The organism is Streptomyces zhaozhouensis (assembly GCF_900230195.1).
GTDB classification, from domain to species: domain Bacteria; phylum Actinomycetota; class Actinomycetes; order Streptomycetales; family Streptomycetaceae; genus Streptomyces; species Streptomyces zhaozhouensis.
On sequence record NZ_OCNE01000005.1, the window covers coordinates 48362 to 68564 of the forward strand.

The 20203-nt window shown below is 74.7% G+C and carries 11 protein-coding genes; 6 read left to right on the plus strand and 5 right to left on the minus strand.

Annotation, left to right across the window (positions count from 1 at the left end; all coding sequences use genetic code 11):
- Positions 1 to 112: 112 nt before the first annotated feature.
- Both CRP51_RS09970 and CRP51_RS09975 read left to right on the plus strand, forming a co-directional pair.
- Entirely contained in the window at positions 113 to 721 is a 609-nt protein-coding gene (locus tag CRP51_RS09970; RefSeq protein WP_141514574.1) for a hypothetical protein, read from the plus strand.
- On the plus strand, positions 718 to 2136 hold the full coding sequence (locus tag CRP51_RS09975; protein ID WP_097230715.1) for a hypothetical protein: 1419 nt from the start codon (positions 718 to 720) through the stop codon (positions 2134 to 2136). Before CRP51_RS09970 ends, CRP51_RS09975 begins: the two co-directional genes overlap by 4 nt.
- 79 nt (positions 2137 to 2215) lie before the next feature.
- On the opposite strand, the gene CRP51_RS09980 is transcribed toward CRP51_RS09975, so the two are convergent.
- On the minus strand, positions 2216 to 2881 hold the full coding sequence (locus CRP51_RS09980) for a class I SAM-dependent methyltransferase (RefSeq protein WP_097230716.1): 666 nt from the start codon (positions 2879 to 2881) through the stop codon (positions 2216 to 2218).
- A gap of 50 nt (positions 2882 to 2931) precedes the next feature.
- Positions 2932 to 3660, minus strand: a complete 729-nt coding sequence (locus tag CRP51_RS09985; RefSeq protein WP_097230894.1) for an MBL fold metallo-hydrolase — start codon at positions 3658 to 3660, stop codon at positions 2932 to 2934.
- Positions 3661 to 3854: 194 nt separating this feature from the next.
- Between CRP51_RS09985 and CRP51_RS09990 the strand changes: the two genes are divergently transcribed.
- Positions 3855 to 4625 carry a phosphotransferase gene (locus CRP51_RS09990; RefSeq protein ID WP_097230717.1) on the plus strand — a complete coding sequence of 257 codons (771 nt, stop codon included), beginning with the start codon at positions 3855 to 3857 and terminating at the stop codon, positions 4623 to 4625.
- Between the two features lie 148 nt (positions 4626 to 4773).
- Here CRP51_RS09990 and CRP51_RS09995 read toward each other — a convergent pair whose 3' ends face one another.
- Positions 4774 to 5229: a tellurite resistance TerB family protein gene (locus tag CRP51_RS09995; protein ID WP_097230718.1), complete on the minus strand. Its 456-nt coding sequence runs from the start codon at positions 5227 to 5229 to the stop codon at positions 4774 to 4776.
- 140 nt (positions 5230 to 5369) lie between these two features.
- Positions 5370 to 6470 carry a sporulation protein gene (locus CRP51_RS10000; RefSeq protein WP_097230719.1) on the minus strand — a complete coding sequence of 367 codons (1101 nt, stop codon included), beginning with the start codon at positions 6468 to 6470 and terminating at the stop codon, positions 5370 to 5372.
- A gap of 428 nt (positions 6471 to 6898) precedes the next feature.
- Between CRP51_RS10000 and CRP51_RS10005 the strand changes: the two genes are divergently transcribed.
- Genes CRP51_RS10005 through CRP51_RS10015 form a run of 3 tightly spaced genes read left to right on the plus strand, consistent with a single transcriptional unit; the run spans position 6899 to position 18863 of the window.
- Complete coding sequence (locus CRP51_RS10005; protein WP_097230720.1) at positions 6899 to 8245, plus strand: MFS transporter; 1347 nt, start codon at positions 6899 to 6901, stop codon at positions 8243 to 8245.
- Entirely contained in the window at positions 8245 to 11589 is a 3345-nt protein-coding gene (locus tag CRP51_RS10010) for a type I polyketide synthase (RefSeq protein ID WP_097230721.1), read from the plus strand. The genes CRP51_RS10005 and CRP51_RS10010 overlap by 1 nt, the downstream gene beginning before the upstream one ends.
- Positions 11586 to 18863, plus strand: coding sequence for a non-ribosomal peptide synthetase (locus CRP51_RS10015; RefSeq protein ID WP_245880485.1), 7278 nt, complete (start codon positions 11586 to 11588; stop codon positions 18861 to 18863). Before CRP51_RS10010 ends, CRP51_RS10015 begins: the two co-directional genes overlap by 4 nt.
- A 52-nt stretch (positions 18864 to 18915) precedes the next feature.
- On the opposite strand, the gene CRP51_RS10020 is transcribed toward CRP51_RS10015, so the two are convergent.
- Positions 18916 to 20157 (minus strand): amino acid deaminase/aldolase, encoded by a 1242-nt coding sequence (locus CRP51_RS10020; RefSeq protein WP_097230722.1) that lies wholly within the window; start codon positions 20155 to 20157, stop codon positions 18916 to 18918.
- Positions 20158 to 20203 lie beyond the last annotated feature (46 nt).

Sequence of the window (20203 nt, forward strand, 5' to 3'; positions counted from 1 at the left end):
GAGCAGCTCTCAGACGAAATCCCGAGCACCGTCGCGGGAGTTACCCCCCAGCTCGGAAATAAACCCACCATTCGAGCCCAGCGTCACCGTCCGGCCGCACTATGCTACGGCCGTGGTGGTTGGAGAAGACGCTCAGCTGAAGGGCTTCTCGGGGGCCCGGCGCGCAAAACAGTGGCTTGAGGGCACCATGAGGATCAGCGGTGCCTACGCCAACACGGACTCACCCGCGTGCGGGCGACGGTTGACCCTGTCGTGGCCGCACGGCGGACAGACTTTCTCTTTTGACCTGGGCGGCACCATGCGTGGCGCGCCCTACCAGCACGACATGTTCTGTGCGGAGGTCAAGAACTACACGCAACCCGGCGACCAGGGGACCCACTTCGACGAGTTCCTCGCCAAGTGCTACGTCGCTGCGCAGACGAACCATCTGCTCAGTGATCACTTCATGTGGATCACATGGTCGCCCTTCCGAGTGAGTTCGTGGTCAACCCTCAACTCACCGGAGCAGGTGGAGAGCGCGGTTCTTCAGAATCGCGTCCGTGTCCTGGGCACCACAGGTGAGGAAGAAGCCAGAGACCTGCTCGACAACGACCTCGCCAAGTCCGTCGCCGACCGGCTCTGGTTGATCGTGCTCTCGGCGAAGCAGGAGACCCTCGTGCCGCTCAGAGACTGGGTTTCCATCGTCGCCGCCGAACTCACCCGCAAAGGAGAACCGTGGTGAGCCAAGTCGAGAGGTCCATCGCAGCGGCCATGGACGAACCGGATGACAGAAGGATGTTCGCGCGGGTCAAGAGCATCGTCGCCCACCACCTGCGTGGCATGGACCCCAGCGTGAACGTCACCACAACGGAGTTCTTCAACCACACGCATGTGCCGGACATGGTGCTGAGGTGGCCCGACCGTCCACAGGCGGCGCACCGCTTCGTCTACCTGCGGACCACCTCCAACCAGGAGGAACTCGAGGACGACTCGCGAAAGCTACCGCACGACAAACGACCGGTCCTCCTGGCTCTCCAACAGTTCTCCCCCACACAGCACGGGGAGAGAACGGCAACAGCGAGGGACGCCACCACACTTCTGCTGGACGCCCCGGCCTTGCAGAGTCTCCAACCGCCGCGTGAACCTCCCGGGATCCCCCACCTGGTGTCTCGGTCCGTCCTGGAAGGGGGGCGAGGGGCACTCAACCGTTCCTCGACCGAGAGGTTCCTCCAGACGATGACTCGTGGAGCGAACGGCGCCCGGGAGGGACAGGACGAACCCACTCGTGCAGCGGTGGAGGCAGTCTCGGAGCAGATGACGGGCGAAGTGGCCGACCGGATGTCTTCATTCCTCGCTGCTCTCTGGCAGGGCGGCGGCGCCACCCTCGCTACGTTCCCCGTGGCCCAGCGTGTCGTCGGCCAACTCGACGAAACCGCCCTCATGTACCTGCTCCAGTCCGAGACCATCCGCGATACCGCGTTCTGGAACCGCGTGGTGCGGCTCATCAGCCTCCCCGTGCTGTTGCGGACGTCCGTGGACGCTCCGGAGAACCTCCAGCAACTGATGCGAGAGGCAGTCCGCCAGTGGCCGAGCCGCACCTGCATGGTGACCACCCGGGCCACGGACCGCGGATCCAATGCCTGGCGGTGGCGGCTGGAGTCCGGACAACTGATCCTGGAGACGCCCAGATTTCATCTTCGTACCGCGCAGACGCGCAAGTCTCTTCCCCGGCAGGAAGGGCAGAGCCTCCCGCGACTCTCCGAGGTCCAGGCGCGGGCCGACCGCTTCGGGCTTCCGCTGACCTCGCTGGGCATGGTCGTGACGGACCGCCGCATCGGATACGCCGGCCCCGGTGACGACATCTCACGTGACAGCCAGCTCATGAACATCGGCCACGCTCTCGAAGGGTCTGAGAGCGTGCTGGAGGCCGTGACGCGGGTACCGGCCGGCGCCCTGCTCGAATGCTCCTTCCGAGAGGGGGTGGCCAGTGCCCGAGGAGCGCGCACGCAAGTGCAGCTCGACGCGCTCCTCCGCACCACGGCCCGCCTGCTGACGGAACTCACCGAGGAGGAGTCGGAAATGCTGGACGAACTCCTCGGCCCCGAAGAAGCCCCGTCCCAACAGTTTTGGAGCCAGACCAGCTTCGACGACCTGTGACGAAACAGTCGTGATCGACCTCTCGCATAGGGAAGTGCGGCACCCGCCCTTTCCCCCGTCGCCCGATGCGACGGCCGCCTCACCGCGCGGTGGCGACGAGGGCGTAGCGCTCGTCGGTGACCGGTCCGCCCCACAGCGCCTCCTCACCCGTGAGGTCGTCCACCCGGCACGCGCGCACCAACGGGCGGACCGCCGCCGCGAGCGCGGCGGCGGAGACGCCGTGGGGCCAGGGCAGCCCCTCGGCGCCCGCCACATACGGGGTGCCGGGCCGGCCGGACTCGCGCCATCGGCCCTCGACCAGCACCAGCGTGCCGCCGGGGCGCAGCCGCGCGACCCACGCGGCGAGGGCCGCCTCGGGGTCGGGGAGCGTCCACACCAGATGCCGGGCGAGCAGCGCGTCGAACCGTCCCTCCCGCACGGGCGGCCGGGCCGCGTCCCCGACCAGGAAGTCGGCCCGGTGACCGGCGGCGGCGCACTTGGCGCGCGCCGCCGCCACCATGCGCGGCGCGAGGTCGATCCCGACGACGCGGTGGCCGGCCCCGGCCAGCAGCAGGCTGAGCGAGCCCGTCCCGCAGCCGACGTCCGCCACCGCGGCCGGAGCGGCCCGCTCCGGTATCCAGCCGGCGAGCCGACTGGCCCAGGCGTCGCGGGTGCGCGGCGCGCGCAGCCCGTGGTCCGGCTCGTCGTCGAATCCGGCGGCGGCGCCGTCCCAGTACGCGGCGACGGCGGGGCCCAGTGCGTCCATGCCGGCGATCCTGCCAGCCCCCACTGACAGCGCCCCGGCCTCGCGGGCGTTCAGAGGGAGAGGACCATCCCCTCGCGCGCGGCCAGGACCTCCCCGCCGTACGCGGCGGCCGCCTCCGCGACGGAGCGGCCGCGCTCGGCGCCGGGCCAGAAGTGGGTCAGGAGCAGGCGTCCGACCCCGGAGTCGGCCGCCCAGCGGCCGGCCTCGGCCGCGCTGAGCAGGTGCGGGTCGGTGCGCCCGCCCTGGAGGGTCGCCCCCGCCACCAACAGGTCAGCCCCGGAGGCGAGTTCGCCGAGTGCCGGCGCGGGGCCCGCGTCGCCGGTGTAGGCCAGCGTCAGCCCGGGGGCCGTCAGCCGCACGCCGGCGTGCGGCACGTGGTGCGGGAGCGGCCGCCCCTCCAGCCGGAACGGCCCGACCTCGTGACGGCCCGGGAGCGGGTGCGGGGCGAGGACGTCGTCGAGCGGCTCGGTCGGCTCCAGGGCACCCACCCGCGTGAGCACGCCGGGCGGGCAGTACAGCGGGGTCCGTCCGGCGCGCCGCCCACCGAAGTGCAGCGCTCGGCACAGCGCGCTCAGGTCCGCGCAGTGGTCGGGGTGTTCGTGGGTGATGACCACCGCGTCCAGGGCGTCGGCCGGACACCGCGCCAGCAACCGGGGCAGCGTCGCGTAGCCGAGATCCAGGGCCAGCCGGAAGCCGTCGACCTCCAGCAGGAACCCGCTCGCCGCCCGCCCGGCCTCCGGCCAGGCGCCGCAGCTTCCCAGCACCGTCAGCGCGCGCACCGGCACATGCTCGCACGCTGGCGGACCGCGCGCCCCGGCGGGCGGCCCGCGCGGGGGGCGCGCGGAGTCCGCACGGAGTCCGCACGGAACGGACCGCCGTCAAACCGGGTGCGTGCGCCGTGGCGGGCGGCGAGCATGAGAGGGCGGGCCCAAAGCGCGTCCCGCGGCGAACGGAACGGGAAGGGCGCCCTCTCATGGGAGACGACCAGGTGTTGCAGGACGATCCCCACCGCGAAGTGGTGCGCGTCGGCGACACCGTCCGCCGTCCCACGTACCCGTGGACGCCCGCGGTCCACGCGCTCCTCGGACACCTGGAGGCCGTCGGCTTCCCGTACTCGCCCAGGGTGAGGGGGATCGACGCGCGGGGGCGGGAGGTGCTCACCTATCTGGAGGGCGAGTCCGGCCCTCAGGGCTGGGCCGGGGTGGTCGACGAGACGGGCCTGGTCGCCCTCGCCCGCCTGCTGCGCCGCTACCATGAGGCCGTCGCGGACTTCCGGCTGCCCGAGGGGCTGAGCTGGTGCACCGGGGAGGACGGGCCGCACGCGGGTGAGGTCGTCTGCCACGGCGACTTCGGCCCCTGGAACATCGTCTGGCACGGCGCGCGGCCCGTCGGCGTGCTCGACTGGGACCACGCCCGGCCGGCCCCCGCACTGCACGACGTCGCCTACGCGTTGGAGTATGTCGCGCCCTTTCGGGACGACGCGGAGTGCACACGCTGGCTGCGCCACCCGGAGCCGCCGGACCGGCGCCGCCGGCTGGAGATGTTCGCCACCGCCTACGGGCTGACGTCCGCCGACGGGCTGGTCGACGCGGTCATCGAGGTGCAGCGGGAGACGAGGGCGCGGGTCCTTCGGCTCGCCGAGCGGGGCGACCAGCCGCAGGCCCGCTGGGTCGCGGAGGGCCATCTGGCCGCCCTCGACGAGCGGATCGCGTGGAGCCGCGCCCACCGCGACCTCTTCGCATGACCCCCTGCGGGCTCCGGCCCGCGCACCGCGCTGACCGGCCCGCGCACCGCGCTGACCGGCGCGCGCGGCGGCGCCCCGAGGCGCTCGGCCACGGCGGGCCCCCTCCTGCCGCGCCGACGGCCCCGCCGCACGCGCGCCGCCGGGCGGGTCAGAGGTCGAACTCCGCGGGCGGGAGGTCCAGCGTGTAGCACGCCTCCCGCACCAGGGCCTTCTCCGTGTCGTCGAAGTCGCCGTCGGCGCCGCCGATGACGATGCCGATCTGGACCACGGCGCGCGCCTCGGCCGGCTTCTTCTTCGCCTTGGCGACCTCCTGGAGCAGGCCGACGCGGCCGAACTCGAAGTCCGCCTCCAGCTTGTCGACATACTCCTCGAAGCGCCGGCGCAGATCGTCGGCCGGGAAGTTGCGCAGCACCTCGTTCGTGGTGATCAGCTGGGCGACGCGCTGACGCTCGGCGGGCTCCACGGAGCCGTCGGCGGCGGCGACGAGGGCGCACATCGCCATGCTGGCGTCCCGGAACGCCCCGCTCTTGAGGTCGTTCTTCTTCGCGTTGAGCTGCTCCTGCATCGTGGCGGCCGACTCTTTGACGCGGTCCCACAGGGCCATAGGAAACTCCGGTGTCCTCGGATACGGATCGACGGCGGTGGCGGGACGGGACCCGCCACCGCACATGTTCTACAGCAATGTAGAACTTCCTGTCTCAGCAGGGTCGTTGATCCGCGCGCCGGGGACCGGCCGGCGGGAGGTCACTCCTCCTCGCCGCCCTCCTCCTCGGCGGCCTCGGCCTCGCCGCCGTCACCGCCGTCGTCGTCGAGCATCTCCGAGACCGCGTAGCCGGCCACCGCGCCCACCGCCAGACCGGCCGCGCCCGCGGCGACGGCCGTGCCGATGCCGGGCCCGGAGGAGTGGCCGTGGTGCTCGCCGTAGCTGTCGTCCTTGTAGGCGTGGCCGCCGCCGTAGGGCGCGCCGGGGCCCGGCTGCCCGTAACCGGGGTGGCCGAAGCCCGGCTGCCCGTATCCGGGCTGCGCGAAGCCGGGGTGCCCGCCCTGGTGGGGCAGCTGGGCCATGCGGCCGGCGTGGTGGTCGAGCAACTGCCGCACCCAGGCGTCGACCTGAGCGTTCCAGTCGGTCTGGCCCACGCTGTCGTGGCCGACGGCGTGGCGGTTGACCGTGTCGTATCCCTCGGTGAAGAAGCCGCCGCGCCGGTCGGCCTCCCAGATGACCTCGACGCCGGCGGGCGAGGCCAGGAAGGTCAGCTCGATCTCGTTGGCGGCCCCGGCGTAGGCCGGCGCCGGGGACATCTCGATCTCCTGGTAGAACGGGAGCTGTTGGCCGCTGCCGTGGATGTGGCCGAGCTCCAGGTCGGCGGTGGTGAAGCCGAAGCCCAGCTGCCCCAGCGCCTCAAGCACCGCCTCCTGCACCGGCAGCGGGCGGACGGCCAGCGCGTCGAGGTCGCCCTTGTCCTTGGCCCCGGCGACGCCCAGCTCGGTGCGGACGCCGAGGACGATCCCCAGCGGCTGCCCGTACAGCTCGGTGACGGGGGTCTCCCACGGCAGCTGCACGGCGAACGGCACGCTCCGCCGCTCCTCCTGCCCCAGCCGGAACCCGCCACCGACGGTGAAGCGCTCGAAGACCACGAACCCCTCGGCCTCGCCGTCCTCGTACTCGGCCTCGACCCTGGCCACCAGCTCCAGGGTGATGTGGTCGATCTCCACATCGGACTGGCCGCCCTCCAGGTGCACCTGGCCCCGCAGCGGGCCGCCGGGGAGTGCCGCACCGTCCTCCAGAACGGTGTCGACCGAGGGGCCTCCCACGCCCAGGGCTCCCAGCAGACGTTTGAACACCATCGCGGTGCTCACTTCCTCTCGTGACGATGATCTGATGACCCGCCGTACCGCACACGGTCACTCACGGGTCGTCACCGCAACTCGTCACCGGACCGAAGAGTTCCGCGCCCCGCCGCCACCCGCGTGAATCCAGCCGTTCTCAGCCAACGGCCACCGCCTTCGCCGACGGCCGTCCTCCGCGCGCGCCCCCCTCGTGACGGCTCGTCACCGTCGTGTCACGCGAGGCGCGGAAAGGGTGAGCGGCCCGCGCTTCGCCGGTGTGAAGGCCCGCACGCGCGGGCAAGGCTTGACCGAGTCGGCAGGTACTCATGTGATCCGATGAACGCACCGGTACGGAGGGGGCGTCGGGCGAAGGGTCCGGCGTGGGAGCGGGGAGAGCTCGGCGGTGGTGCACGCACGCTTCCCTCGTGGTCAGGGAAGGGGTGTGCGTGAAGCACTTCCGGCTGCTCGTACTGGGTAACGGCATATCCGCGTACGGCAGTTACCTCAACATGGTGGCGCTGAACGTCTTCGTCTACGACGTCACCGACAGCGCGTTGGCCGCCGGGCTCTTCATGGCCGTGCGACTGGTCGTCAGCGTGGCGGCGGGCTTCGTAGCCGGACGGCTCGTCAGCAGGTACGACCGTAAACGGCTCATCATCCTCGCCGACCTCTGCCAGGCCGCGACGCTGCTGGCGCTGCTGCTCACGCCCGAGGCAGGCCGGATCACGCTGCTCTACGGGCTGGCCGTGGTGACCGGCAGTTGCGCGACGCTCTCCCAGGTGGCGCTGCGCAGCAGCGTCCCGGAGATCGTGGGCGCCGAGCACCGCACCCGCGCCAACAGCTGGCTGGTGACCGGCCGTTCGTTCGCGATGATCGCGGGCTTCTCCTCGGCGGGCGTCGTGGTCGCGCAGCTCGGCTACACGGCCGCCTTCGGTTTCGGCGTGAGCACCTTCCTGATCTCCGCCTCGATCCTCGCGGCGCTGCCGATCCGCACCCGGGCCGCCGACGCGGGCGACGCCGAGGACCCGGACGGCGCGGCGCGCTGGTCGGTGCGGCTGCTGCTGGCCACCGCGCCGGTGCTGATGGCCATGATCGCGTTGCGGGCCGTCGACGGGCTCGGCTCCTCCTCGCACAACGTGGCGCTGCCGGTCTACTCCGACCTGCTGGACCCCGACCATCCCGCGACGTTCATCAGCCAGTTCTGGGCGACCTGGGCGGTCGGCGTGATCGCGGCCCAGCAGGTGCTCACCCGCTACACCGCGCGCGGCCGGCGCACCCTGGGCGAGCGGGCCTTCGCGCTCAGCGCGTGCGTGATGTCGGCCGCGTTCATCGTGGTCTTCAGCGGGCTGCCGACCGTCCCCACGCTCGCCGTGGCGCTGGTGGCGGGCGCGGCGGACGGGGTCTCCGAGGTGGTCTACGTCTCCCGGCTCCAGTCCGTCCCCGACGAACGGCGCGGCCGGCTCTTCGGGCTCTCCGCCTCGGCGGAGAACGCCGGGTTCGGGCTGGGGATGCTGGTCAGCGGCTCGCTGCTGGAGGCGTTCTCGCCGCTGACCGTGGTCGCCTCGCTGCACGGGCTGGCCATCGTGCTGTGCCTGGCGCTGCTGGTGGTGCTGGTGGTGCGCGCGCGCCGGGAACGGCCGCCGGCGGCGGACCCCGGCCCCGCCCCGGGCTCGGAACCGGAACCGGAACCGGAACCGGAGAGAGAACCGGAACCGGGACGGGAGTCGGAACGGCCGGAACAGGAGACCTCGCGGCGGGGCGGCGGCGACGCCGTCCGGGAAGGGCAGGGCTGATGGACGGCGACACGTGGGACCCGCGGATCGCGGTCATCGGGACGGCGTTCCGGCTGCCGGGCGCGGACACCCCCGAGGAGCTGTGGCGGGTGATCCGCAACGGTGAGGACCGGTTCACGCGCTTCACCGACGAGGAGCTGCGCGCGGCGGGCGTGCCGGAGGCGCTGTACGGGCGCGAGGACTTCGTGGGCGCCTCGGCGGTCCTGGAGGACATCGACGGGTTCGACGCGCGTCACTTCGGGATGAGCGCCCGCGAGGCCGCGCTCACCGACCCGCAGCACCGCATGTTCCTGGAGTGCGCCCAGCACGCGCTGGAGAACGCCGGCTATCCGAGGGAACGCGACGGGAACCGCACCGGCGTCTTCGCCTCCACCGGCTTCCACCTCTACCAGTTGCAGACCTACCTCCTCAACAACGTGCTGCCGAACGAGGACATCGCCGACTGGCTCGCCGGGCTCCAGGTGCTGGTGGGGAACGCGACGGACTTCCAGGCCACCCGCGTCGCCCACCGGCTGGACCTCACCGGCCCCGCCGTCAACGTGCAGACGGCCTGCTCCAGTTCGCTGGTCGGGGTGCAGTTGGCCGCCCAGTCGCTGCTGGTCGGCGACTGCGACCTCGCGCTGGCCGGCGCCGTGGCCGTCCATGTCCCGCAGGTGCTCGGCTACCACTACGTCAAGGGCTCGATCCTCTCCCCCACCGGCCGGCTGCGTTCCTTCGACGCGGCCGCCGACGGGACGGTCGGCGGCACCGGCGTGATCGCCGTGGTACTGAAGCGGCTGGACCGCGCGCTGGCGGACGGCGACACCGTCCACGGCGTGATCAGGGGCTGGGGCATCGGAAACGACGGCGCGGACAAGAAGGCGTACGCCGCGCCCAGCGCGCGCGGGCAACAGGACGCGATCCGGCGCGCGTTGCGGCACGCCCGGGTCGACGCCGGGACCATCGGCTATCTGGAGTCGCACGGCACCGGCACGCTCAAGGGCGACCCGATCGAGCTGGCCGGCGCGGGCGCCGCCTACCGGGAGCACACCGACCGCACCGGCTACTGCGCCCTCGGCGCGGTCAAGGCCAACATCGGGCACCTGGACGTGGCCTCGGGGCTGGCCGGCCTGGTCAAGGCGCTGCTGGTGCTGGAGCGTGGGGTGATCCCGCCGATCGCCGGGTTCACGGAGCCCAACCCGCGGCTGGGGCTCGACGCGAGCCCGTTCTACGTGCCGCGTTCCGCCGAGCCCTGGCCGGAGACGGGCACGCCCCGGCGGGCGGGGCTGACCTCGTTGGGGATCGGCGGCACCAACGTGCACCTGGTTCTGGAGCAGGCGCCCGAGCCGCTGCCGCGCGCCGGCGCGGCGCCGGCGCCCGACGTGCTGCTGGTGTCGGGAAGCAGCCGGGAGGCGCTCGTCGATAACGCGCTCGCCCTGCGGGACGTCCTGCGCGCCCGCCCCGAACTGCCGCTGGCCGACGTGGTGACCACCGCGGCGGTGGGCCGCGCCCACGGGCGGCACCGGCTCGCGGTGCGCGGGGCCTCCACGGCGGGGCTGGCCGAGGCGCTGGACGCCGGGCTGGCCGAGGCGCCGCCCGAGCCGGTGGGCGAGGAGGACGCCCGGGTCGTCTTCCAGTTCACCGGGCAGGGGGCGTTGCGGCCCGGGGTGGCGACCGAGCTGTACGAACGGTTCGCCGTCGTGCGGGAGGTGCTGGACGCCGGCGAGGAGGCGCAGCTGCGCATCACCGGCGAACCGTTCCTGCCCCGGCTGCTCGCCGACGTGGGCGACCCGGCGGACCCGGCCTGGCCGGCGGCGACCGCGCAGGTGGCGCTCTTCGCGCTCCAGTGCGCGCTGGTGGGACTGTGGGAGGAGGCCGGGGTCACCCCGCACGCGGTCACCGGGCACAGCGTCGGCGAGTACGCCGCGCTGTACGCCGCGGGAGCGCTCTCCCTCACCGACGGGTTCGCGCTGCTGGCGCACCGGGGGCGGTTGACCCGTGACGCCTGCCCGCCGGGGGCCATGGTCGCGGTGTCGCTGACCGGTCGGGAGGCGCGGGCGGAGGCGGCCCGGCACCCCGGGGTCGAGCTGGCGGTCTCCAACGGGGAACGTTCCCAGGTGCTGGCCGGCCCCGTGGCGGGGATCGCCGCGCTGCGCGCCCGGCTCGGTGAGCGGAACGTGCCGCACGAACGGCTCGCGGTGGACCGGGCCTTCCACACCGCCCTGACCGAGCCGATGCTCGCGCCGTTCGCCGCGGTGCTGGAGAAGACCCGGTTCACGCCGGTGCGCACGACGTTCGTCAGCGCGCTCGACGGATCTGCGCACGCCCCCGGCTGGGTGCCGGACCACGACCATCTCCTGCGGCACGCCCGCGAACCGGTCCGCTACGACGCGGCGCTGCGCGCCGTCGCCGACACCGGCCCCGGGGTGCTGCTGGAGATCGGGCCGCACACCACGCTCAGCGCTCTGGCCCGCCACGCCCGGGCGGGCGTGCGGGCCGTGCCCTCCCTGCGTCGGGGTGCCGGCCTCGGCGCGCTCTTCGGCGCGGCCGCCGCACTGCACTGCGCGGGGGCGGACGTCCGCTGGGAGGCGTTCCTCGCCGGTAGCGGGGGGCGGCGCGTGCCGCTGCCCGGCTACCGCTTCCAGCGCCGGTCCCACTGGATCGGCTCACCGCCCAGGCCCCCCGCACCGCCGGCGCCCCGGCCCCCGGCGAGAGAGGAAAGCACGATGACGACGGACAGCACGAGGACCGCGCCGCCCGGACCGACCGCCCCGGCGGCGTCCGGCGGGCCGATACTGGAGGGCATCCTGGCGGTGCTCGCCCGCAGCCTCGGCGAGGACCCCGCCTCGGTGCCCGTGGACACCACCTTCTTCGACCTGGGCGCCGACTCCCTGCTGATGATCAACGTGCTGCGCGAGATCGAGCAGGAGCACGGGGTGCGGGTGACGATGCGCGAGCTGTTCGAGGAGACCGGCACCCCGCGGCTGCTCGCCGAACTCATCGCCGGCCGGCTGCCCGCCGCCGCGCCCGTTCCGCCGCCGCCGGCCGCACCCCCGACCGCGGCGGCGCCCCCGCCGCTGCCGCCGCTGCCCTTCACCGCGCCGCCACCCGTGCCGACCCCGCACGTACCGGCCCCGGGCGTGCCCGCACCGCCGCCGCCCGCGCCCGCCGCCGCGCCGGCCGCCCCGGCGGCGGACGGCGAGTTCGTCACGCGGCGCGAGCTGGAGGAGCTGTCGCGGCGCGTCCAGCAGATGTCCCAGATCCAGCTCCAGATGCTGACCCAGCTCACCCAGCTGCTCACCCTCCAGAACGCGGCGAACGCCCCCCACGCCGCGCCCCGGACGGACGACGGGGAGTCCAGGTGAACGACCAGGGCAGTCGCATCCGCGACCTCGACCGGGACCTGGCGGCCATGACCGCGCTGGCGCGACGGGTCACCGAGCAGATGAACGCCGTCGCCGACACGGGACCCGAGGCCGGCACCGGGGCGCCGCCCCGGGAGCACGGCCCCCGCGTGGAGGTCGCCCAGGGCGGCGGGATGGTCCGCGCGGGCGCCCCCCGCGCACAGCAGGAGCACCTGGACGACCTCGTGCGCCGCTACACCGCCAGGACCGCCGCCTCCAAGCGGCTGACGCAGCGCCACCGGCGACGGCTCGCCGACAGCCGGGCCGTGGTCGGCTTCCGCCGCTCGACCAAGGAGATGCTGTACCCGGTGGCGGCGGCGCGGGCCGCCGGGGCCCGGATCGAGGACATCGACGGCAACGTCTACACCGACATCACCATGGGCTTCGGGGTGCTGCTCTTCGGTCACGAGCCGGAGTTCGTCCGGGAGGCCGTTAACGCCCATCTCTCCCGCGGCATCCGGCTCGGCCCGCGCAGCGCGGAGACCGGGGAGACAGCCGAACTCCTCGCCGAGCTGACCGGGTTGGAGCGCGTCGCGTTCGCCAACTCGGGCACCGAGGCCAACGCCGCCGCCATCCGGCTGGCCCGCGCCGCCACCGGCAGGGACCGGATCGTCACCTTCCAGGGCGCCTACCACGGCCACGCCGACCAGGTGCTCGGCCGGGTCGCCGGCCGGGACGGCTCGGCCCGCACCGTCCCCGTCTCGCGCGGCATCCCGGACAGCGCGGTCGCCGAGCTGAGCGTGCTCACCTACGGCAGCGAGGAGGCGCTGGCGGCCATCGAACGGGACGCCGGGCGGATCGCCGCCGTCGTCGTCGAGCCCGTGCAGAGCCGCAACCCGGCGCTCCAGCCCGTCGAGTTCGTGCGCCGGCTGCGCGCGCTGACCGCGCGCCACGGCATCGTGCTGCTCTTCGACGAGATGCTGACCGGCTTCCGCCCCGCGCCGCGCGGCGCGCAGGAGCTGTACGGGGTCACCCCGGACCTGGCCACCTACGGCAAGCTGCTCGGCGGCGGCTTCCCCATCGGGGCGATCGCCGGCCGCGCGGACATCATGGACGGGGTCGACGGCGGCTGGTGGAGCTACGGCGACGACAGCGTCCCGCCCGCCGACACCACGTTCTTCGGCGGCACCTATCTCCAGCACCCGGTGTCGATGACGGCCGCCCGTGCCGTGCTCACCCATCTCAGGGAGCAGGGCCCGGAACTCCAGCGCCGGCTCAACGCGCGCACCGCGGAACTGGCCACCGGGCTCAACGCCTTCTTCGAGGAGGAGGAGTTCCCGCTGCGGGTGCGGTGGTTCGGCTCGCAGTTCCGCTTCGAGCACCACGCGGACATGGAACTCCTCTACTACCACCTGATGTTGCGCGGGGTGCACGTCTGGGAGTGGCGGAACTTCTTCCTCTCCACCGCCCACACCGACGAGGACGTGGCGCGGGTGGACGAGGCGGTGCGCGGCGCCCTGCGCGAGCTGCGCGCCGGCGGCTTCTTCCCCACCGACCGCCCGCGCACCCACGTGCCCGCCACGACGCCGGCCGCCGCCACCGCGCCCGCCCCGGCGACGCGGCCCGCGCCCGCTCCCACGCCGACACCCGCGCCCGCGCCCGCGCCCGCCCCGGCGGCGCGGCCCGCCGGCTCCCCCGGGCGGCGCGCCGACTTCGGGCTCTACTTCTTCGGCGACTATCCGCAGGACGAGACGGAGAACGCGGCGGAGGGCCGGGGCCGGTACGAGGTGCTGATGGAGGCGGCCAGGTTCGCCGACCGGCACGACTTCTCCTCGCTGTGGATGCCGGAACGCCACTTCCACTCGTTCGGCGGTCTCTTCCCCAACCCCGCCGTGCTGGCCGCCGCGCTCTCCCGGGAGACCGAACGGGTGCGGCTCAACGCGGGCTCCGTGGTGCTCCCGCTGCACGACCCGATCCGGGTGGCGGAGGAGTGGTCCATGGCGGACAACCTCTCGGGCGGGCGGATCGGCCTCGGTGTCGCCAGCGGCTGGAACGCCGACGACTTCGTCTTCTTCCCCGAGCGCTTCGGCCGGCACAAGCAGGAGATGTACGAGCGTCTCGAGCAGGTGCGGACGCTGTGGCGCGGCGACGCGCTGCGCCGCGCCACCGGCGACGGGGAGCGCGAGATCCGCCTCTTCCCGCGCCCGGTGCAGGAGATGCCGCCGTGCTACACGGCCGTGGTGGCCAACCCCGAGTCCTACGAGCTGGCCGCCCGGCACGACCTGGGCATCGTCACCAACCTGATGACGCAGGACGTGGCCCAGCTGCGGGAGAACATCGCCCGTTACCGCGCCGCCAGGGCCGAACACGGCCTGGACCCGGAGGCCGGGCGGGTGGCGGTGCTGCTGCACACCTACATCGGCGAGGACCACGAGACGGCGCGCGCCGAGGCGTTCGAACCGATGGCGCGCTACATGCGCGCCTCGCTCGCGCTCTTCAGCGGCGTCACCAACAGCCTGGGCCTCCACGCCGATCTGCGGTCGCTGAGCGAGGACGACCTGGACGTCGTCTTCCGCCGGGCCTACGGCCGCTACTGCGACCAGCGGGCGCTGATCGGCGACGTCGAGTCGGTGCTGCCGGTCGCCGAGGCCGTCGCCGACGCGGGCGCCGACGAGATCGTGGCGCTGGTGGACTTCGGCGTCGCGGACGCGCTCCTGCGCGCCGGACTCCCCCGGTTGGACGCGCTGCGCCGCCGCCACCGGGAGCGTCCCGCGCCCGAGGCGGACGCGCCGCTGTCGCCGGGGCAGGAGCGGATCTGGTTCCTGGAGCGGCTGTTGCCGGGGCGCACCGCCTACAACGAGGTGAAGGCGATCCGGCTGAGCGGCCCGTTGGACACCGGCGCGCTCCATGTGGCGCTGCGCCGGCTGGTGGAGCGCCACGAGATGCTGCGCACCGTCTTCCGGCCGGCGGGCGAGTCCGCGGTGCAGCGGGTGCGGGCCGTGCCGGCGCCGGACTTCGAGGTGGTGGACGGCACCGCACGGCCCGAGGCGGCCGTCCGGGAGGCGCTGGCGGCGGAGAGCTCCCGCCGTTTCGACCTGGAGCGCGGGCCGCTGTTCGTCAGCCGGCTGGTGCGCACGGCGGCGGACGAGCACGTGCTGGTGCTGTCGTTCCACCACATCGTCGTGGACGCGGCGTCGGCGACCGTGCTGAGCCGGGACCTCTCCGCCTTCTACCGGGCGGAGCGCGACGGGACGCCGGCCGGGCTGCCGGCGCTGGGGCGGCGTTACGCCGACCACGCGCGCCGGGCGCGGGCGGCCCAGGACGGGCCTGAGGCGGCGCGCGACCTGGCGTACTGGCTGCGGGCCCTCGGCGGTGGGCTGCCCGTGCTGGAGCTGCCGACGGACCGTCCGAGGCCGGAGCGGATGACCTCGGAGGGCCGTGCGGTCTTCCACTCGTTGGGCCCGGAACTCACGGGCCGCGTACGGGCGTTGGGGGCCTCCCGGCGGGCCACGCTCTTCATGACGCTGCTGGCGGGCTGGGCCGCGATGCTGCGCCGGGTCACCGGGCAGGAGGACGTGGTCGTGGGCGTTCCGGTCTCGGAACGCCCACGGGGGGCCGAGGAGTTGGTCGGCTTCTTCGTCAACACCCTGGCGGTCCGGGTGGACCTGACGGGCGATCCGGGGTTCGAGACGCTGCTGGACCGGGTGCGGGGCGTGGCGCTCGACGCCTACGACCACGCGGGGACGCCGTTCGAGCGGGTGGTGCGGGAGCTGGCGCCGCCGCGCGGGACGGACCGGACGCCGGTCTTCCAGGTGTGCGCGGAGTTCCAGTCGGCGGAGCCGTTCCGCTTCGACCTGCCGGACGTCGAGGCCGTCCCGTTGGACGCGGGCCCGGACAAGGCGCTGACCGATCTGACGGTGTACTTCACCGACGGGCCCGAGGGCGTGCGCTGCCATCTGGAGTACAACGCCGACCTGTTCGACGCGGAGACCGTCGACGGCTTCTTCGCCGTCTTCCGTGACGTGCTCGCCGCCGCGACCGCCGAGCCCCGGGCGCCGCTGTCGCGGCTGGCGCCGCCGGCTGCCGAGGGCGACCCGGTGCCCGAGGAGTGGGAACGCGGCCCGGTGCGGCCCGTCGAGGAGACCACGGTCCACGCCTGGGTGGCGCGGCGCGCGGCGGAACGCCCCGATCATCCCGCGGTGGTGGCGGGCGAGACCGTGCTGAGCTACGGGGAGTTGGAGGCACGCGCCGAGCGGCTGGCCGGCGCGCTGCGCGCCCTCGCGCCCGGCGACGGGTCAGGCGGGGTGGTGGCGGTGTGGCTGCCGCGCTCGGTCGACCTGGTGGTGGCGCAGCTCGCGGTGTGGAAGACCGGCGGCGCCTATCTGCCGCTCGACCCCTCGCTCGGCACGGCGCGCGCCACCGACGTGGTCGCCGAGAGCCGGGCGTACGCGGTGGTGAGCGCGGGAGCGGGGGTGCCGCCGCTGCGGCCGCCGGGGCCGGTGGCCGTGGTGGCGCCGGACGCCGCCGCCCCCGAGGGCGGCACGCGGCCCGCGTCCGCGCCGGGCGACGGCGCGTCACCGGCCTGTGTCCTCTACACCTCGGGCAGCACCGGCGTGCCCAAGGGCGTGGTGCTCACCCACCGGGGCCTGGTGGATCTGTGCGGGTGGCACCACGCGCGCTTCGGGTTCACCGGCGAGGACCGGTCGGCGGCGGTGTGCGGGCAGAGTTTCGACGCCCTGCTGCTTGAGGTCTGGCCCGCGCTGACGGCGGGCGGGACGGTGGTGGTGGCCGACGAGGCCGTCCGCACCGACCCGCCGGCGCTGGCCCGCTGGTACGCGGAGCGGCGCGTCGCGTTCAGCATCCTGCCCACGGCCCTCGGCGAGCAGTTGATGCGGCTGCCGGCCGGCGACCAACCGCCCCTGCGGCACCTGCTGTTGGGCGGCGAGCAGCTGCGGGTACGGCCCCGGGCCGAGGCCCGGTACGAGGCGGTGAACGTCTACGGCCCGACGGAGACCACGGTGCTGTGCGTCGCCGAGACCGTGGCCCCGCCGACGGACGGCGCGGACACCGGGCCGATCCCGATCGGCCGGCCGGTCGACAACGTCCGGCTGCGGGTGGTCGACGACGCGGGCAGGCCGGTGCCGGTCGGCGCGGTCGGCGAGCTGCTGGTGTCGGGCCCCGGGGTGGCCGACGGCTATCTGCACCGGCCCGACCTGACCGGGGAGCGCTTCCGGGAGGAGCCGGCACCGCGCCACTACCGGACCGGGGACCTGGTGCGCTGGACCCCCGCGGGGCGGCTGTCGTTCGTGGGCCGCGCCGACGACCAGGTGAAGATCCGCGGTTTCCGGGTGGAGCCGGAGGAGGTGGCGCGGGTGCTCGGCCGGCTGGCCGGCGTGCGGCGGGCCGCCGTCGTGGGCCGGGTCAGGGACAACGGCGAGACCGTGCTGGACGCCCATGTGGTGCCGGTGGCGCCGGTGGAGGGCGGGGCCGACGGGCACCGCGCCCTCGCCGGCCGGCTGGCGCGCGAACTGGCCGACCGGCTCCCGGAGTACATGGTGCCGCGCGCCTGGAACGTGCTGGCCGCGCTGCCGCTGTCGGCCAACGGCAAGCTGGACCGGGGGCAACTCCCGCCGGCCGGGCTGCGGCTCGGCGTGGGCGGACCGCCCGCGCCGGAGCGGGTTCCCGGGCCGCCGTCACCCGCGCGGGGCGGGCGGCTGCGGGAGATCTGGGGCGCCGAGTTCGATCTGGCGCCGGAGGCGGTCGACCCCGAGGTCTCGCTCTTCGACCTGGGCGGCCACTCGCTGACCGCGATGCGGCTGGTCAACCGCTTCCGCGAGGAGTGGGGCGTGGAGTACCCGCTGTCCCGGCTCTACGAGGAGCCGACGCTGCGGGCGGTCGAGACGTTCCTCGACGGCGGCGCGGACGGCGGCGCGGACCCCGGCGGCGCGGACCCCGGCGGGGGCGCGGCGGCCGCGCCCGGGCGCCGGGTGGTGCGCGCGGGGCCGGCCACCGAGCAGCAGGCCAGGTTCGCCACCCGCCACGCGGAGCACGCCAGGCCGCAGGTCTACAACGTGGCGCTGCGGATCGACCTCTCCGGCACGTTGGACGAGGAGGCCCTGGCCTCCGCGCTGCGGACGGTGGCGGAGCGCCACGAGTCGCTGCGCACCCGGCTGGTGCGGGAGGCGGACGGCGGCTGGCGCCAGGAGGTGCTGGAGCCGGTCCCGGTGGCGCTGCCGGTCGACGACCTCACCGACCGCCCCGAGGCGGAACGCGAGGCGCTGGTCGGTGAGATCGCGAGGCGCGCGGCGGAGACCCCGCTCGACCCGTACACCGGCGACGTGCTGGCGCACCGGCTGGTGCGGGCCGGCGCGGACGCCTGGACGCTGGTGCTGGTGCTGCACCACTGCACCTGCGACGGGTGGGCGGTCACCGTGCTGCTCAAGGAGGTGGCGGCGCTCTACCGGGCGGCGCTGACCGGGGCCGACGACGGCCTGTCGCCCGAGCCGCCGCAGCAGTTGGAGTACGCGCGGTGGCAGGCGGAGCTGTTCAGGACCACCGGCGAACGGCGGCTCGCGTACTGGCTGGAGGAGTTGGCGGACGCGCCGTTCCGCGCCGGACTGCCGCTGGACCGGCCCCGGCCGGAGACGCTGAGCGGCGCGGGCGGCGTGGTGCCGTTCACCGTGCCGGCCGACGTGTGGAAGGCGGTGGAACGGTGGGCCGCGCGGCGCGGCACCACGCCGTTCGTGGTGACGGCCGCCGCGCTCGGCCGGCTGCTCGGCGGCAAGGCGGAACGGCCCGACGTGCTGCTGAACATCTCCTACGCCGGGCGGGAGAGCCGCGCGTTCGAGTCGTTGGTCGGCTGCACGGCCACCGGCTTCACGCTGCGGGTCCGCGACGGCGACGGCGGCTCGTTCGCGGCGCTCGTCGACCGGGTCGCCGGCTCCGTCGTGCGCGGCATGGAGCAGGCGATGCCGGCGCGCCGGGTGGCCCCGGCGATGCGGGAGCGCACGGGCGTGCCGATGCCGGACGCGCTGGCCCTCGGCCTGGCGTACGAGAGTTCGCTGGACACCGGGATGGACCTGCCGGGGCTGACCGCCACGGTGGAGGACGTCGCGCCGGACGCCTCGCGCGCGGAGTTCATCATGGTGCTCGACCCGGCCGGCGGCGAACTCGGCGGCGTCGTGGAGTACTCGGCCGACCTGTGGGACCGGGAGACCGTCCGGACGTGGACGGAGGAGTACGTGGCGCTGCTGCGCGAGAGCGTCGAGGAGCCGGCCGGGGAGGTGACCGGCTGACCGGCGGGGCGGGGCGCGCGGGCCGGTGCGGCCGGCGCGCCCCGCGCGGCGTTCACAGGAACGCGTGCCCCTCGCCCCGGTAGGTGGGTGCCTCGCCGTCGATCCGGTCGCCCGCGACCAGGTGGAAGGAGTCGACGCGCTCGGCGAGTTCGCCCGCCTTGGCGTGGCGGAACCACACCCGGTCCCCGACGCGCAGCCGGTCGGCGGCGGGCCCCAGCAGCGGGGACTGCACCTCTCCCGCGCCCTCCATCCCGCGGTAGCGCAGCCCCGGCGGGAAGACCGGCCGGGGCTGCCGGTCGGCGCCCGGCGGTCCCGAGGCGATCCAGCCGCCGCCGAGCACCGTGGCCACCCCGGGCGCGGGGCGGCGCACCACGGGCAGCGCGAACCAGGCCGCCGGGCGCGGTCGGAACGCGCGGTAGCCGTCGAAGAGCAGCGGCCCGTAGAGGCCGGACCCGGCGGCCACCTCGGTGACGGCGGGCTCGGCCGCGGTGCGCTCGACGCTGCCGGTGCCGCCGCCGTTGACGAACTCCAGGTCGGCGAGGGACCGCACGGCGGCGACCGCGGCGGCCCTGCGTTCGGCCAGCTCGGCGACGGAGGCGCGCTGCATCGCCCGCACGGCCAGGCCGCGCAGCGGCGAGCCGGCCGGGGCGTCGCCGACGCCCGCGGTCTGCGACTCGTAGGACATCATGCCCACCAGCCGGAACTCCGGCCGGTCGGCCACGGCGCGGGCCAGCGCCAGCGCGCCCCGCGGCGTGCGGACGGGAGAGCGGCGGGCGCCGATGTGCAGCCGGTCGCCGAACAGCCGCAGCGAGGCGTCGAGTTCGAGGCAGACCCGGACCGGGCGGTCGGCGGAGGGCCGTGCGGTCTCCCGGACGAAGTCCAGGTGGTCGACGGAGTCGACCATCAGCGTCACGCGTCGCGCCAGCCGCTCGTCGGCCGCCAGCCGGCGCAGCGCGGCGCGGTCGGCCGTCGGGTAGCCCACCACCACGTCCTCGACGCCCGCGACGCCGGCCCCGTCCGGGGCGTCCTCGTCCGTCGCCAGCCACAGGGCCTCCGGCAGGGTGAACGCCAGCACGCCGGCGAAGCCGCGCCGCGCCAGCACCCGCCGGGTCAGCTCCCGGCAGCGCAGCGACTTGCTGGCCACCCGGATCGGCTTGCCGAGCGCCCGGCGCGCGAGGTCGTCGGCGTTGGCGTCGTAGGCGTCGAGGTCGACCACGGCGAACGGCGGGTCCAGGGCGGCCGTGGCGCGTTCCAGGCGTGCACGGGTCTCGCCGTCCGCGGCCTGCTGCGGCATAGTGACGGGTGCGCTCACCCTGACCCCCAGTCTCGTCCGTGCGGCC